A 14,713-nucleotide genomic window follows, 5' to 3' on the forward strand; every position below is an offset into this window, starting at 1 on the left:
CGGCGAACAGCCAAGGATCAGCACATGGATTTTGCCCACCTGGACCAGCAACTGCGCGACAGCCTGCAGGACCTGAAACTGAGCAACGAAGAACGCGACGAACTGCGCCAACTGGGCAGCGAACTGGCCAGCGACCAGGTGCGCTACCTGCGCAACCGCGCTTTTGATCTGGTACGCGAACTGGCGCTGGCGGACAGCGCCAACGTGCTGCCGGCGCTGAAATGGCTGGAGCAGGTGATCAAGACCCTGGACAGCCACAGCGCTCCGGTGCGCGACATGGCTAGCGCCCACTTCAGCCCCGGCGAGGATTGCCGGCGCAAGATCCGCGACCTGTGCCGCCAGGCGCGAAGCTCGGTGGATATCTGCGTGTTCACCATTTCCGACGATCAGCTGAGCGACGAAATCCGCGCCTGCCACCAGCGCGGCGTGGCCGTGCGGGTGATCAGCGACAGCGAAAAACAGTACGACGTCGGCAGCGATATCGCTGCGTTGCGCGAGGCCGGCGTGCCGGTGCGGATCGACGACACGCCGTTCCACATGCACCACAAGTTCGCCGTGTTCGACGGCCGCACCCTGCTCAACGGCAGCTTCAACTGGACCCGCAGCGCCACCACCGGCAACGAGGAAAACCTGCTGGTGATCGACCACCCGCAACTGGTGGCCAGTTACCTCAAGGAGTTCAACGAGCTCTGGGCCCGCTACGCGCCCCGTTGAGGGCGGGCAGCTGGGCGGGGGCGGTCAGGCTTGTCGGGAGGCGCGCATGGCTTGGCCGCTGATCAGCCGGTCCAGCAATTGCTGCTGGAATTCGGCGGCGCGCTCGGGGGCACGCTGATGCATCTCCTCCAGGGCTTGATACAGGCGTGACAGCGGCTTCTTTTCGCTGAGCAGGGTGCTCAGGTTCAGCGCCTCGATGGCCTGGGCAAAGCGCTGGTGCTGGATGTGGTGCAGCAGCAGGTCCTCTTCCAGGATGTGACAGCCGGCTTCCAAGGCGTGCAACCGAGCCTGCAGGGCCTGGGCCGTTTCTGCTTCGTCGAGGTGCAGGTAGGCGCTGGCGATGTCCTCCAGGTAGAGGGTTTTCAGGTCTTCTTCGACCTCTGTCTCTGCGGCACTGTCCAGCAATTTAATCGCCTGCTCCAACAGCGTTCTTGCCTGGGCGGTCTGGTCCAGGTCATGCAATAGCCGGGCTTGCTGGCAGAGGTACAGCAGTTGCTGGTCGGTATCCTGCTGCTGGCGCAGGTTGTGCATTTCTTCAAGGCTGCTACGCACCAGCCAGCTGTCCCGGCGATGGGCCGGCAGGCGGCTCTGGACTTGCAGCTGGACCTTCAGGGCGTGCAGGCGCACGTCACTCCAGAGTTCCGGCTCGTGCTTGTAGCCGTCGATCAGTTGCAGGGCCTGAGCCAGCAGTGCGGCAGTCCATTGCGGCTGCGCCTGGTGGTGCTCTTCGCAGAGGCTGAGCATCAGGCTCGGACGCTGGGACGGCTCGCTTACCCGCTCCTGCAGCAGGGCCTCGGCTTCAGCGGTGCGGCCTTGTGCCGCCAGGTGGTTCAGCAGGTGCAGGAGCATGCCGTGCTGATGCAGGTCGGGGATTTGCTCCAGCAGGCGCAGGGCAAGATCGAGTTGCGGGCGCTTCAGGGCCGCGTCCATCAGGTCGCTGTAGGTCGAGTAATAGAGGGTGCCGTTGTCTGCCATCAGGTTGAAGGCTGGCTCCGTTTGGCCGGCCTCGAACAGGGCGAGGATGGCCTGGACCTGTTCTTCGGCAGCCAGTGCCGGCGTCCGGGCGAGGACCAGTTCAAACCGGCCCTGGGCCGCGCACTCATCGAACAGGCTGCGCCACTCCGTCAGATAGCGCCCCGCGGCGGGGTCCTGGAATTGCCCCCAGGCCCGCTCCAGGCTGAGCAGCGCCTGGTCTTCCATTCCCGCCTGAAATTGCAGGCGAGAGAGGATCAGGCAATTGCTGATGCTCTGCTCTTCCTGGGCTGCGGGGTTTTCGGGGTCGCTCAGCTCGCCCAGCACGGCCAGGGCCCGATCCTGCTCGCCGCGGGCCTGGAGAATGCGCACCTGCAGCAGTGGCCAGCTGGGCAGTGGTTCGCCCCATTGCTCGAGCAGTTCCAGGCAGGCCTGGGTGTCGTTGGTGTCGAGCAGCGACTCGATCAGCGTGTTGAGGACATAGTCCCGAGCCATGGGCGGCAATTGCCTGCCTATTTCCAGGGCCTTGGCCTTGTGCCCCGCGAGGTAGAGTTCGGCGCTCACCAATTGCAGCGCCAGTTCCCGAAGCTCGCCGCTCAAACGCTCGGCCAGTTTCAGCGCCAGCAGCGGCTCGGATTTGCTCAGTAGCAGGGTCTGGTTGATCTGCGAGGTAACGTCGCTGGCCGTTGGCAGGTCCTCGTTCTGTTCAGCCATTTTCTGGCGGGAGTACAGAATCAGGGCGATGAACAGCAGCACGATGACAAGCAGGGTGACAAAGAGGGTCATGGACGTCCTTTTCTATTGAACTGCGGCGTTGGCGCGGTGCGCGCCGGCCGATTCGCGCGGGGGTTATAAAACCCTGGTGGCAGGCTGGCAATCGACTTTACCCAGGCAATGCGTTGCAGCGGATTTCAACGCGAGGGCCGCTGACCGGTCAGCGGTCGGGCAGGGCGGCAGGTTTCGGGTTAGACTTGCCGCCTTTTCGCACACTCAAGAAGCCCGCACATGGCCCAGCCGTCCACCACCTACAAATTCGAACTGAACCTCACCGACCTCGACCGCGGGGTTTACGAAAGCGTCAAGCAGACCATCGCCCGTCACCCTTCGGAAACCGAGGAGCGCATGACCGTGCGCCTGCTGGCCTACGCCTTCTGGTACAACGAGCAGCTGTCGTTTGGTCGGGGTCTGTCGGAAGTGGATGAACCGGCGCTGTGGGAAAAGAGCCTGGACGACCGCGTGCTGCACTGGATCGAAGTCGGCCAGCCGGACGCCGAGCGCCTGACCTGGTGCTCGCGCCGCACCGAGCGCACCAGCCTGTTGGCCTACGGCAGCCTGCGGGTGTGGCAGACCCGGGTGCTGGACGCGGTGAAGAACCTGAAGAACCTCAACATTGCCGGTGTGCCCCAGGACGTGCTGGAAACCCTGGCCAAGGACATGCCGCGGGTCATCAAGTGGGACGTGATGATCAGCGAAGGCACGATCTTCGTCACCGACGATCGCGGCCAGCATGAAGTGCAGCTGGAATGGCTGCTGGGCGAGCGCGGCTGATTGTCCGCGCCGCTCCTGAACGACCCACCGTCCCCCAAGAGAAGTTGCTGTTAGCCCATGCGTATCGAACCCCGTGAGTTGCCCGCCGTCCTGCCCTTTCTCGGCGACCTGCCGCCACTGCTGACCCGCCTCTACGCCGCCCGTGGAGTGCAGTCGGTGGAAGAGCTGGACAAGAGCCTGGCGCGGCTGATCCCGTATCAGCAGCTCAAGGGCATCGACGCCGCGGTGGATTTGCTGGTGACGGCCCTGGACCAGCGTCAGCGCATCCTCATCGTTGGTGACTTCGACGCCGACGGCGCCACCGCCAGCACCGTGGGCGTGCTGGGCCTGCGCCTGCTGGGCGCGGCCCATGTCGACTACCTGGTGCCCAACCGCTTCGAATACGGCTACGGCCTGACCCCGGAAATCGTCGCCGTGGCCCTTCAGCGCCAGCCGCAGCTATTGATCACCGTGGACAACGGCATCTCCAGCGTCGAAGGCGTGGCGGCGGCCAAGGCCGCAGGCTTGCAAGTGCTGGTCACCGACCACCACTTGCCGGGCCCGGAGCTGCCGGCGGCGGACGCCATCGTCAACCCCAACCAGCCGGGCTGCGAATTCCCCAGCAAGGCCCTGGCCGGGGTCGGGGTGATCTTCTATGTGCTGATGGCCCTGCGCGCGCGCTTGCGCAGCCTGGGGCGCTATGAAACCCGGCCGCAGCCGAACATCGGCGAGCTGCTGGACCTGGTGGCCCTGGGCAGCGTGGCGGACGTGGTGCCGCTGGACGCCAACAACCGCATCCTGGTGCACCAGGGCCTGGAGCGGATTCGCGCCGGCCGGGCGCGGCCGGGGCTCAAGGCGATTCTCGAAGTGGCCAAGCGCGACCACTCGCGCATCACTTCCACCGACCTGGGCTTCATCCTCGGCCCACGGCTCAACGCCGCCGGGCGCCTGGACGACATGAGCCTGGGTATCGAGTGCCTGCTCAGCGACGACGTCTCGGCGGCCCGGGCCATGGCCGCTCAGCTCGACGAGCTGAACCAGGACCGCAAGTCCATCGAGCAGGGCATGCAGCGCGAAGCCCTGGCCCAGCTCAAGGATCTCCCGGTGGAATCCATGCCGTTCGGCCTGTGCCTGTTCGATGCCGACTGGCACCAGGGGGTGATCGGGATTCTCGCCTCGCGCCTGAAAGAGCGTTACCACCGGCCGACCATCGCCTTTGCCGATGCTGGCGACGGCATGCTCAAGGGTTCGGCGCGTTCGGTGCCGGGCTTTCATATCCGCGATGCCCTGGACGCCGTGGCCGCGCGCCATCCGCAACTGATCAGCAAGTTCGGTGGCCACGCCATGGCCGCCGGCCTGTCGCTGCCGGAGCAGAACTTCCCGGCCTTTGCCGAAGCCTTCGACGCAGAAGTGCGGCGCCAGCTGTGTGAAGAAGACCTGACCGGGCGCCTGCTGTCGGACGGCACCCTGGCGGTGGAAGAGTTCCACCTGGAACTGGCCCGCGCCCTGCGCCACGCCGGCCCCTGGGGGCAGCACTTCCCCGAGCCGATGTTCCACGGCGTGTTCGAGCTGGTGGAGCAGCGCATCGTGGGCGAGCGCCACCTGAAAGTGGTGCTGCGCAGCGAATGCGGCTCGCTGAAGCTGGACGGCATCGCCTTCGGCATCGACCGTGAAGTCTGGCCCAACCCGACCATTCGCTGGGTGGAACTGGCCTACAAACTCGACCTCAACGAGTTCCGCGGCCAGGAAACCGTGCAGTTGATGATTGCCCATATCGAACCGCGTTAAGGCAGGGTACTGCCGATCAGCTCAACGCCAGAGCGAGCAATAAATAAACTGTGGCGAGGGAGCTTGCTCCCGTGGGGCCGGCCAGCGCTCCGGGGTGTAGCAGTCCCATTTTTAGGGCCGCTGCGCGCGCCAGCGGGAGCAAGCTCCCTCGCCACAAGTGCAGTGTTTGTCCTCGACTGGCAGCAGGTGACGCGGGTGGTTTCGCCAGACTTTTGGAAAGCGGGGTGGCGGTATGTCCCTTTCTTTTGTAAGGGGGTTCCGGGCGTATTCCCGGGCGCTTGTGGCGATCTATTCAGCTGACTAGTCTCGGTTCAATCACTGCCCATCAGTGATTGGTAGTAGCAGCTCGGGTCGAACTCAAGCGATGCCATCAGCACTGCAATTCAGATTTGCGGTGTGCTGTTATGGCGGCTGTGCGTGGGGGCGCTTTCGGGCGCACCGGTTCCTCGACCCGGTCTGCTAGCCCGCGTACAGCCGCCACCCTTTTCAAACGTCTAGCAGCGTTAGGTGTGGAGGCTTCATCGTCGAGGAGCTACACCATGAAAAAGATAGTCCCCGATCCGCCTGTTTCCCCTCCTTCTTCCCGTCGTAATCCTGCCCACGATCTGGCCAATCAAAGGGTTCGCCATGCCCTGGCCAATATTGGCGTGGAGGGCTCGCTGATCGCGACGCTGCAACCCACCGCCGCTGGTCCTACGGGCCTCGATAACCCCTTCACTGTCCGCCCCGGCATCAGCGCCGAAGAAGCGCTGCTCCACGTTTCCATGCTGCTCAAGGCCGCCGAGGAGGTGTCCGACGAGATCACCGAGCACGCCAGCGGCGTGGAGCGCGGCCTGATCTGGTCGCTGGTGCATTCGGTGGAAATGGCCCGTGGTGTGGTCGATGCCTTGCTCGATGGCAATCGCCGCACCCTGCAGGGTTGAGGCCGGCCTGGCTGCTGCTGCCGGCGGCCAGGCTGCAGTTTTTTTCCCCGGGGCGCATCAGGAACTCGGCTTGGCGCAAGGTTGTCGACTAGTCTCTAAGCACTGTCTGATTGGCCTTGTGACCTTTTGTCATCCATCTTCCCGCGGGGGCGGGCGCTTCACTTCGCAGTCACTTGTCGACCGTTCAAACAGATCCCTGGAGCCTGACCATTGATCGAGAGGTGCCCCATGAGTCTGCTGCTTGAACCCTATACCCTGCGTCAACTGACCCTGCTCAACCGCATCGCCGTGTCGCCCATGTGCCAGTATTCGTCGGTGGACGGGCTGGCCAACGACTGGCATCTGGTGCACCTGGGCAGCCGCGCCGTCGGCGGCGCCGGGTTGATCTTCACCGAAGCCACGGCGGTCACCGCCGAGGGCCGGATCACCGCCCAGGACCTGGGCCTGTGGAACGACGCCCAGATCGAACCCCTGCAACGCATCACTCGCTTCATCACCGCCCAGGGCGCCGTGGCCGGCATCCAGCTGGCCCATGCCGGGCGCAAGGCCAGTACCCACCGGCCCTGGCTGGGCAAGTCCGGCAGCGTCAAGCCCGAGGACGGCGGCTGGGTGCCGGTGGGGCCTTCGCGAATCGCCTTCGACCCGCAGCACACTCCGCCCACCCAACTGGACCAAGGGCAGATCGACGAGATCATCCAGGCCTTTGTCGCGGCCGCCAAACGGGCCCTGGTGGCCGGCTTCAAGGTGGTGGAAGTGCATGCGGCCCATGGTTATTTGCTGCACCAGTTCCTCTCGCCGCTGAGCAATCAGCGCCAGGATCAATACGGTGGCTCGTTCGAAAACCGCATTCGCCTGGTGCTGCAAGTGACCGAGGCGGTACGCAAGGTGTGGCCCGAGGAGTTGCCACTGTTTGTGCGGGTGTCAGCCACCGATTGGGTGGAAGACGGCTGGAACCCCGATGAAACCGTGGAACTGGCGCGGCGCCTCAAGGACCTGGGGGTGGATTTGATCGATGTATCGTCCGGCGGCACCGCGGCCAATGCCGAGATTCCCACCGGGCCCGGCTATCAGACGCGCTTTGCCGAGCGGGTGCGCAAGGAGTCGGGGATCGCCACCGGCACTGTGGGGCTGATCACCGAGCCGGCCCAGGCCGAGCACATTCTGCGCACTTGCCAGGCGGACATCATCTTCCTGGCCCGGGAGCTGCTGCGCGACCCGTACTGGCCGCTGCATGCCGATGACGACCTGGGCGGACGCAAGGCGATCTGGCCGGCGCAGTATCAGCGGGCGACCCATAGGGATCAGCCGATTCATGAGTCGGACTTGCGCGATTAAGCTTTTGCCGATGTAAAAAAAACGGCCCGCGGGGGCCGGTTTTTTTGTGTCTGGCTCCAGGCCCCCTTCGCGGGCAAGCCCGCTCCCACACAGACACCACCGATCTGTAGGAGCCGGCTTGCCGGCGAAAGGGCCCATGAGACAGGCGCAGTATGTACCGCCGCCTTCGCGGGTAAGCCCGCTCCCACACAGGCACCACCGATCTGTAGGAGCCGGCTTGCCGGCGAAAGGGCCCTTGAGACAGGCGCAGTATGTACCGCCGCCTTCACGGGCAAGCCCGCTCCCACACAGACACCACCGATTTGTAGGAGCCGGCTTGCCGGCGAAAGGGCCCTTGAGACAGGCGCGGTATGTAGCGCCGCCTTCGCGGGCAAGCCCGCTCCCACACAGAAGCCACCGATCTGTAGGAGCCGGCTTGCCGGCGAAAGGGCTCATGAGACAGGCGCAGTATGTACCGCCGCCTTCGCGGGCAAGCCCGCTCCCACACAGAAGCCACCGATCTGTAGGAGCCGGCTTGCCGGCGAAGGGGCCTTTGAGACAGGCGCAGTATGTACCGTCGCCTTCGCGGGCAAGCCCGCTCCTACGGTCGGCGAAAGGATCTCTGCGCCATCAGCCGATCAGGGGTATTTGCGTTTGTCTGGCGCCGGGGGGAAGTACTGGTACAGCCAGGTTTCGCTCAGGGTGCGGTCGTGGGTGCGGATGAACAGCCGCAGCTCTACCGGATCGACGCTGTCGTTGGTGGGGAACCAGTCGAAGGTGATGCGGTAGCCCTTGATCTCGTCCAGCACCAGGACGTTGAAGTCCTTGACCTGGCCGTTGGACGCGGTGACCACCGGTTCGATGCCGGTGCCCGCAGGCAGGCGATCCAGGCCGCCACCGGTGAAGTCCACGGCAAAGCGGCGGGCCCAGACTTCCGGATAATGTTCCCCCGGCGCCCAGCCTTCGACGAAGCCGCCCATGCCGGAGCGGGTGGCGTGCACCCGTGCCAGGGGCGTGCCCACGGGCGGCAGCGCGCTCCAGTAGAGCTTGTAGCCGTAGTTCAGCGAGTCGCCGGCAGCCACCGGCTGTTTCGGCGTCCAGAAGGCCACGATGTTGTCCAGGGTTTCACCGGTGGTGGGGATTTCCAGCAGGTCGACGCTGCCTTCGCCCCAGGCGGTGGTGGGCTCGACCCACAGGCTCGGCCGGCGGCTGTACCAGTCCACGGTGTCTTGGTAGCTGGCGAACTCGTGGTCGGTCTGCACCAGGCCGAAGCCTTTCGGGTCCTTGTCGGCGAAGGCGTTGAATTGCAGGGTCGCCGGGTTGTTCAGCGGGCGGCAGATCCACTCGCCATTGCCGCGCCACATGGCCAGGCGGTCGGAGTCGTGGATCTGTGGGTGGATGGTGTCGCACATGCGCCGTTCATGGGTGCCGCAGCTGAACATGCTGGTCATCGGCGCGATGCCCAGTTGCTCGATGGCGGTGCGGGCATTGATGTGGGCGTCGATTTCCATCACCACGCGTTCGGCCTGGCAATCGATGTCGAAGCGGTAGGCGCCGGTGGCGCTCGGCGAATCCAGCAGGGCGTAGACCACGAAGCGGGTGCTGTCCTTGTCCGGGGTCTCGAACCAGAACTGGGTGAAGTCGGGGAATTCCTCGCGGCGCTTGGCGTAGGTGTCGATGGCCAGGCCACGGGCCGACAGGCCGTACTGGCCGGTGGCGTCCACCGCCCGGAAATAGCTGGCGCCGAGGAAGGACACCACGTCGTGCCTGTCCAGTTCCGGAGCCTTGAACAGCTTGAACCCGGCGAAGCCCAGGTCGCCCTTGAGCTGGGCAGTGTCGACGCTGGTGTTCTGGTAGTTGAACAGCGACGGGCGGAAGTGCACCTCACGGGCCAGGCGGGTCTTGGGGTCGACGCTGTGCATGCGTACCGGTTGCTTGAAGCCCATGCCCACGTGGAAGAATTGCACGTCCAGCTGGCCGTTCAGGTCATTCCACAGCGAGTGCTGGCTGTCGTACTGGATGGCGTTGAAGTGTTGCGGGGTCATCTGCGCCAGGGTCGGCGGCAGCACCTGCTTGGTGTCTGCATACGGGCTGCCAGCCAGTTGCTTGGCCTGAGCCTTGAGGCGTTCGAAATCGAAGGCCTGGGCGTCGCCGTCAGCGGTGCCGGCCCAGGCTCGGGCGGCCAGCAGCCCGCTGGCCGAGAGGCCGGTATAGGCCGCCAGGGCCATGGAAGCTTTGAGGAGGTGCCTGCGGTGCATAGATGAACCTTGTGGGGGCTGGGATCGTCAGCCGCTCCTGGCTGACTGGGGGGATCGCGAGGTGAAGTCCGGCCATGCCATTGGCCAGACGCAGCGGACGATAAATAGAGGGTCGCTAGAATAAACGGTTCGCCCGGGGCAGAAAAATGCTTAGCTTGTGTCCATTGGTAACCACTTGAATCGCATCAGGAACCCGCCTTATGTTGCACCCGCGTGCCCTTACCGCAAACGATATTCCGCAGCTCAAATGGATCGATCGCGCCGAAGTCATAGACGGCTTTTACCGGGTGCAGGATGGTCGTCTGATCGGCTACGCCCAGCACGAGGTGGTCAGCGGCTGGCCGGAGGGCGAGGCTGAGCATGACGCGCTGATCTTGCAGCAGTGTTACCAGCGCGGCGGCTGGTTGTACGGGATCTTCGACGCTGAGGTACTGGTGGCAGCAGCGGTGGTCGATTGCCTGGCGATCGAGTGCGCCGGGCTGGATTTGCGGCAGTTGAAATTCCTCCACGTGAGCCAGGCTTATCGTGGCCTTGGCCTGGGCCGGCAACTGTTCGCCCTGGCCAGGGAGCAGGCCCTGGCCATGGGCGCCCAGGGCCTGTACGTGTCGGCCACGCCGTCGCGGCACACCGTGGATTTCTACACCCGCCTGGGCTGTGAGCTGCTGGCGACCCCGGACCCGGAGCTGCTGCGCATCGAACCCGAGGATATCCACCTCTGCCTGCGGCTGGTTTAAGCCTGCGCGCGCTTGCGCCAGTGCGGCCAGGCGCCGAGGGTCACCGCCCGCAGCAGCCATTCGCAAGGACCGTATTGGTGGGTGCGCAGCCAGCCTGCGCTGAGCTGCATCTGCAACAGGTAGATGGCGATCACCAGCAGGGGAATCGACAACGGCGGCAGGTGGTTGATCAGCCCCAGCCCGTAGCCGGTGAAGAACAGGCACAGGATCAGCGACTGCAGCAGGTAGTTGCTCAATGACATGCGGCCCAGCGGTGCCAGGCGTTGGCACAGGCGCAGGCCCAGAGGCGAATCGAAGGCCCGAAGCAGCAGCATGGCGTAGCTGGCCGAGAGCAGCGGCGCTGTCAGTTGGCTGATGCCGTAGCCGATGACTTCCAGGCCGCCACCGGGCGCATAGGCGCTGCAGTAACCGTAGAGCAGGGCACCCCCCAGGCCGATGGGCAGGGTCAGGGCCAGCAGCCGCGGCACCCGTGCAGCAAAGCGCTCGGGCGCCACCAGCAGGCCCTTGCGTCCGGCCACATAACCCAGTAGGAACATCGCCAGGGTGCTGGGCCCCTGCAGCAGCCACAGGGCCGAGGCGGTTTCCAGCAAATGCTCAGCGTTGTAGCTGAGGGTGTCCAGCGCATCTCCGCCCAGGGCCAGATCCTTGAGCAGCGGCTGGCCGTCGGCGGCGCCGGTAGAGAGGCCGGCGTTCAGCAACTCGATGCCAAACAGCAGAATCAACAGCGCCGTGGCCCCGATCAACAGGGCCGCCAGGATGGCCGCCATCCGCGCTGTCAGCCCGCGCAAGGCCAGCAGCACCAGGCCCAGCAGCGCGTACAGGGTGAGGATCTCGCCATAGAACAGCAGCGCGCCATGCACCAGGCCGATGGCCAGCAAGGCCAGTTGCCGCCGCAGCATGCGCGGCACGAAGCGTTCGCCCGCGCGCTCGGCGGAGGCCATTTGCAGGGTGAAGCTGTAGCCGAACAGGAAGGAGAACAGCAGGTAGAACTTGGCCTCGAACAGCACCGACACCAGCCAGCGGATCAGGTGATCGAGGTCGCTGGCGTAGGCCGGGTTGCTGACTGGCGAGGCGTAGTAGGGGTCGGCGAACGACCAGATGTTCACCGCCAGGATGCCCAGCAGTGCGAACCCGCGCAGGGCATCGACCTGCTGCAGGCGCGCCGTCTGGCGCGGCAATGGCGCGTTCATTTCCGGGGCCCGGGCAACAGGGCGTGCGCAAGAGGGACGAGGGGCATGGGCTGGCCTGTCGGTGAATGGAGTGGAGGCTCAATTAACGCGATCAGGCGGCGCGGAGGCAATCAAACTCTTGTGAAAAAAAGTCAATGAGCCTGCGCCGCGGTGTCCGCCCCGGGGCCGGCACGCCGCTCCGGGTTCAGCTCTGCGCCGGTGCCGGCAGGCACTGGGCACCGGCGGCGGGCGTTTGGCCTTTTTTAGTCCACCAGGTCAGCATCCGCAGGCTGTCCAGATCGCCACGCTTGATCGCCTCCTGGTAGCAGGCCAGGGCCCGGGGGCCATCGGTGGTGCCCCACTTGCCCTCGGCGTAGCCGCTGCCCAGGTAGTAGTAGGCGCTGGCCGAGTCCAGTTCCCGGGCGGTGCGCAGCACCAGCTCTTCGGACTTGCGCGGTTGCTGGCATTCATTGACCGAGCCATCGCCGAGCGGATCGCAGTAGTACATCGACAGCATCAACGCCGCCTCGGCATCGGTCGCCGCGTAAGGCTGCAGCAGTTGTTCCGGCTCCCCGGGCTTGAGCGCCGGCGCCATGCCCGAGTAGCCCAGGCTCACTGCCTGCACGGCCGCCTTGGCCGAGCCATGCCGGGCGGCGTCCAGCAGAAGCTGCTGGCCCAGATCGAAGAAGTACCCGGTCAACAGGTATTGCTCCCGGCCGCCGTAGCCCAGGAACAGATCGGCCTTGCGCATCTGCCGTTGCAAGGCCGTTTCATTGGCCGGGGCGTCCTGGTCGAGCAGGCCGGTCATGGACCACTGCTCGACCCGCACCAGTTGCCAGCAGGCGCCCTGTTGAAAGACGAAGGCCTGGAGCACGTCGCCCAGTGGGTCATGCACCACCAGGGTCTGGCTCTCCCAGAACGTTTGCAGTCCGGCCCGGGCCTGGGCCTTCGGATCGAGCAGGGTCAGCAGGTGCCGGGTATCGCCCGTCAGCTTGTGCCGGGTGGTGATCTCGCGTCCGTATTCGTCACGCCCCGGGCGCTGTTCAATCAGCGGCGAATCGGTGAACGCTTGCTGCAGCTCCGGGCTGCTGGCAAAGGCCTGGAGGAAGGTCGGCAGGTCGCTGGACGGGCAGGCGGGGGCAGCGGCCTGGGCCACTTGCGCGGCAGCACCGAGCAACAGGGCGGCGCACAGTGGGCGCAACAGATGACGAAGGGCGGGCATCGGCGAACTCGTTGAGTTGGGAAACGGAGCGGCGGTCATGGGGTGTCCGGGGCCGGCGCGGGCACGAAGCGGCGGCACAGCCACTGCGCCAGAGCGATCGCCAGCAGCGGTGGCACGCTCATCAGCAGGCAATAGACGTAGCCGCGGATCGGGTGGTCGGGAAACATCGCCCAGGCGGTGAACAGCACCAGGGCGCCGACCAGGCCGAGCTTGGCCTTCAGGTTGGGCACCAGGGCCACCAGCACGCTGACGATGATCAGCAGATGAAACAGTAGATCCACCATCACGCCCAGGCCAAAGCCCTTGGCCAGGGCGCCGAAGTGGCTGCGATACAGCGGTACGCCCCAGACATGCGCCAGATAGAACAGCGGCGCCGGCAGCGCCAGCGGCACCAGGCTGGTGCAGATGCGCAGCAGGTGATAGCGGCCGGTGGCGTCCAGGCTCATGGACGGCACTCGCGGGCGGTGGTGGGGATAGGGCGGGGCATGGGCGCATCCTTGCTGCCGGAAGGTATGAAGCGATTCCGGTCGATGGCGCCGGGGTTTTCAGGCGGCGGATAGTGCCGCAACCGGGGGCGCTAATCCAGTCTGGCAGCTGGCGATCGAGCAGCAGGCGCTGTGGGCCAGCGCCTGCCGATGGCCCGTGGGCCTCAGTGCTTGAACATGACGTGGCGCACCGTGGTGTAGTCCTCCAATCCGTACAGGGACATGTCCTTGCCGTAGCCGGAGAGTTTCTGGCCGCCGTGGGGCATTTCGCTGACCAGCATGAAGTGGGTGTTGACCCAGGTGCAGCCGTATTGCAGGCGTGCCGACAAGCGATGGGCGCGGCCGACGTCGGCGGTCCACACCGAGGAGGCCAGGCCGTAGTCCGAGTCGTTGGCCCACCCCAGGACCTGGGCTTCATCCTCGAAGCGGGTCACCGACACCACCGGGCCGAAGACTTCGCGGCGCACGATCTCGTCGTCCTGCCGGGCGTCGGCCAGCACCGTGGGTTCGAAGAAGTAGCCGTTGCCCGGTACTGCCTTGCCCCCGGTGATCAGGCGCATGTGTGGCTGGGCGAGGGCGCGCTCGACAAAACCGGCCACGCGGTCGCGATGCGCGGCGGTGATCAGCGGCCCCAGCTCGGTCGCCGGGTCGTCCTGCACGCCATGCTTGATGCTGGCGACGGCGGCCCCGAGTTGCTCGACAAAGCGCTCGTAGACCCCGTCCTGCACGTAGATCCGGCAGGCGGCGGTGCAGTCCTGGCCGGCGTTGTAGAAGCCGAAGGCGCGGATGCCCTCCACCGCGGCGTCGATATCGGCGTCGTCGAAGATGATCACCGGGGCCTTGCCCCCCAGTTCCATGTGCATGCGTTTGACGCTGTCGGCGGTGCTGGAAATGATATTCGCGCCCGTGGCGATCGAACCGGTGAGCGACACCATGCGGACCTTGGGATGGCTGACCAGCGGCTGGCCGACGCTCGGGCCACGACCGAATACCAGGTTGAGCACGCCGGCCGGGAAAATCTCGCTGGCCAGCTGGGCCAGGCGCAGGGCGGTCAGCGGGGTCTGTTCCGAGGGCTTGAGCACCACGGTATTGCCGGCGGCCAGGGCCGGGGCGATCTTCCAGGCGACCATCATCAGCGGGTAGTTCCAGGGGGCGATGGAGGCGATCACCCCCACCGGGTCGCGGCGGATCATCGAGGTGTGCCCGGGCAGGTATTCCCCCGCCGCCGAGCCGCCCAGGCAGCGGCTGGCGCCGGCGAAGAAGCGGAACACGTCGGCGATGGCCGGGATCTCGTCATTCAGGGCTGCGCTCAGGGGCTTGCCGCAGTTGTCCGATTCCAGCTTGGCCAGCTCGGCGCCGTGGGCCTCGATGGTGTCGGCGAGCTTGAGCAGCAGCAGCGAGCGGTCCTTGGGCGGGGTCTGCGACCAGCTGGCGAAGGCGCTGTCGGCGGCCTGCACCGCAGCGTCCACCTGGGCCTGGCTGGCCTCGTTGATCTCAACCAGCACGCTGCCCAGGGCCGGGTTGTATACCGGCTGGGCCGGCCCCTCGCCGGCCACCAGTTGGCCGTTGATCAGCAATCGGGTTTGCATGTTCATCTCCTTTCTTGG

At 65.7% G+C, this 14,713-nt stretch carries 12 protein-coding genes; 6 read left to right on the top strand and 6 right to left on the bottom strand.

Annotated elements, in window-relative coordinates; genetic code table 11:
* Positions 1-24 precede the first annotated feature (24 nt).
* Positions 25-714, top strand: a complete 690-nt coding sequence (locus BLV47_RS29095) for a phospholipase D-like domain-containing protein (RefSeq protein ID WP_092319918.1) — start codon at positions 25-27, stop codon at positions 712-714.
* Between the two features lie 24 nt (positions 715-738).
* Here the strand turns inward: BLV47_RS29095 and BLV47_RS29100 are convergent, their stop codons facing one another.
* The gene (locus BLV47_RS29100; protein ID WP_092319920.1) at positions 739-2,472 is read right to left on the bottom strand and encodes a hypothetical protein; all 1,734 of its coding nucleotides are present in this window, start codon (positions 2,470-2,472) and stop codon (positions 739-741) included.
* A 219-nt stretch (positions 2,473-2,691) separates the two neighbouring features.
* Between BLV47_RS29100 and BLV47_RS29105 the strand changes: the two genes are divergently transcribed.
* From BLV47_RS29105 to BLV47_RS29120, 4 genes are all read left to right on the top strand, one after another.
* Positions 2,692-3,234, top strand: coding sequence for a YaeQ family protein (locus tag BLV47_RS29105; protein ID WP_092319922.1), 543 nt, complete (start codon positions 2,692-2,694; stop codon positions 3,232-3,234).
* Between the two features lie 57 nt (positions 3,235-3,291).
* Entirely contained in the window at positions 3,292-5,001 is a 1,710-nt protein-coding gene (recJ, locus tag BLV47_RS29110) for a single-stranded-DNA-specific exonuclease RecJ (RefSeq protein WP_092319924.1), read from the top strand.
* Positions 5,002-5,540: 539 nt separating this feature from the next.
* Positions 5,541-5,924 carry a DUF6124 family protein gene (locus tag BLV47_RS29115; RefSeq protein WP_092319926.1) on the top strand — a complete coding sequence of 128 codons (384 nt, stop codon included), beginning with the start codon at positions 5,541-5,543 and terminating at the stop codon, positions 5,922-5,924.
* Positions 5,925-6,152: 228 nt separating this feature from the next.
* On the top strand, positions 6,153-7,259 hold the full coding sequence (locus BLV47_RS29120; protein ID WP_092319928.1) for an NADH:flavin oxidoreductase/NADH oxidase: 1,107 nt from the start codon (positions 6,153-6,155) through the stop codon (positions 7,257-7,259).
* A 617-nt stretch (positions 7,260-7,876) separates the two neighbouring features.
* Here the strand turns inward: BLV47_RS29120 and BLV47_RS29125 are convergent.
* A complete protein-coding gene (locus BLV47_RS29125; RefSeq protein WP_092319930.1) occupies positions 7,877-9,496 on the bottom strand; it encodes a glucan biosynthesis protein D in 1,620 nt (539 codons plus the stop codon).
* Between the two features lie 200 nt (positions 9,497-9,696).
* Between BLV47_RS29125 and BLV47_RS29130 the strand changes: the two genes are divergently transcribed.
* Positions 9,697-10,230: a GNAT family N-acetyltransferase gene (locus BLV47_RS29130; protein WP_092319932.1), complete on the top strand. Its 534-nt coding sequence runs from the start codon at positions 9,697-9,699 to the stop codon at positions 10,228-10,230.
* Here BLV47_RS29130 and BLV47_RS29135 read toward each other — a convergent pair.
* The 4 genes from BLV47_RS29135 to BLV47_RS29150 form a co-directional block, all read right to left on the bottom strand.
* Complete coding sequence (locus BLV47_RS29135) at positions 10,227-11,420, bottom strand: DUF418 domain-containing protein (RefSeq protein ID WP_092319934.1); 1,194 nt, start codon at positions 11,418-11,420, stop codon at positions 10,227-10,229. The two genes, BLV47_RS29130 and BLV47_RS29135, sit on opposite strands and share 4 nt — an antisense overlap.
* Before the next feature lie 184 nt (positions 11,421-11,604).
* Positions 11,605-12,621: an SEL1-like repeat protein gene (locus tag BLV47_RS29140; RefSeq protein ID WP_244168966.1), complete on the bottom strand. Its 1,017-nt coding sequence runs from the start codon at positions 12,619-12,621 to the stop codon at positions 11,605-11,607.
* Between the two features lie 35 nt (positions 12,622-12,656).
* The gene (locus BLV47_RS29145; RefSeq protein WP_092319936.1) at positions 12,657-13,067 is read right to left on the bottom strand and encodes a hypothetical protein; all 411 of its coding nucleotides are present in this window, start codon (positions 13,065-13,067) and stop codon (positions 12,657-12,659) included.
* 203 nt (positions 13,068-13,270) lie between these two features.
* Positions 13,271-14,695, bottom strand: a complete 1,425-nt coding sequence (locus tag BLV47_RS29150) for a gamma-aminobutyraldehyde dehydrogenase (protein ID WP_092319938.1) — start codon at positions 14,693-14,695, stop codon at positions 13,271-13,273.
* Positions 14,696-14,713 lie beyond the last annotated feature (18 nt).

It is taken from the genome of Pseudomonas saponiphila, from assembly GCF_900105185.1.
GTDB classification, from domain to species: domain Bacteria; phylum Pseudomonadota; class Gammaproteobacteria; order Pseudomonadales; family Pseudomonadaceae; genus Aquipseudomonas; species Aquipseudomonas saponiphila.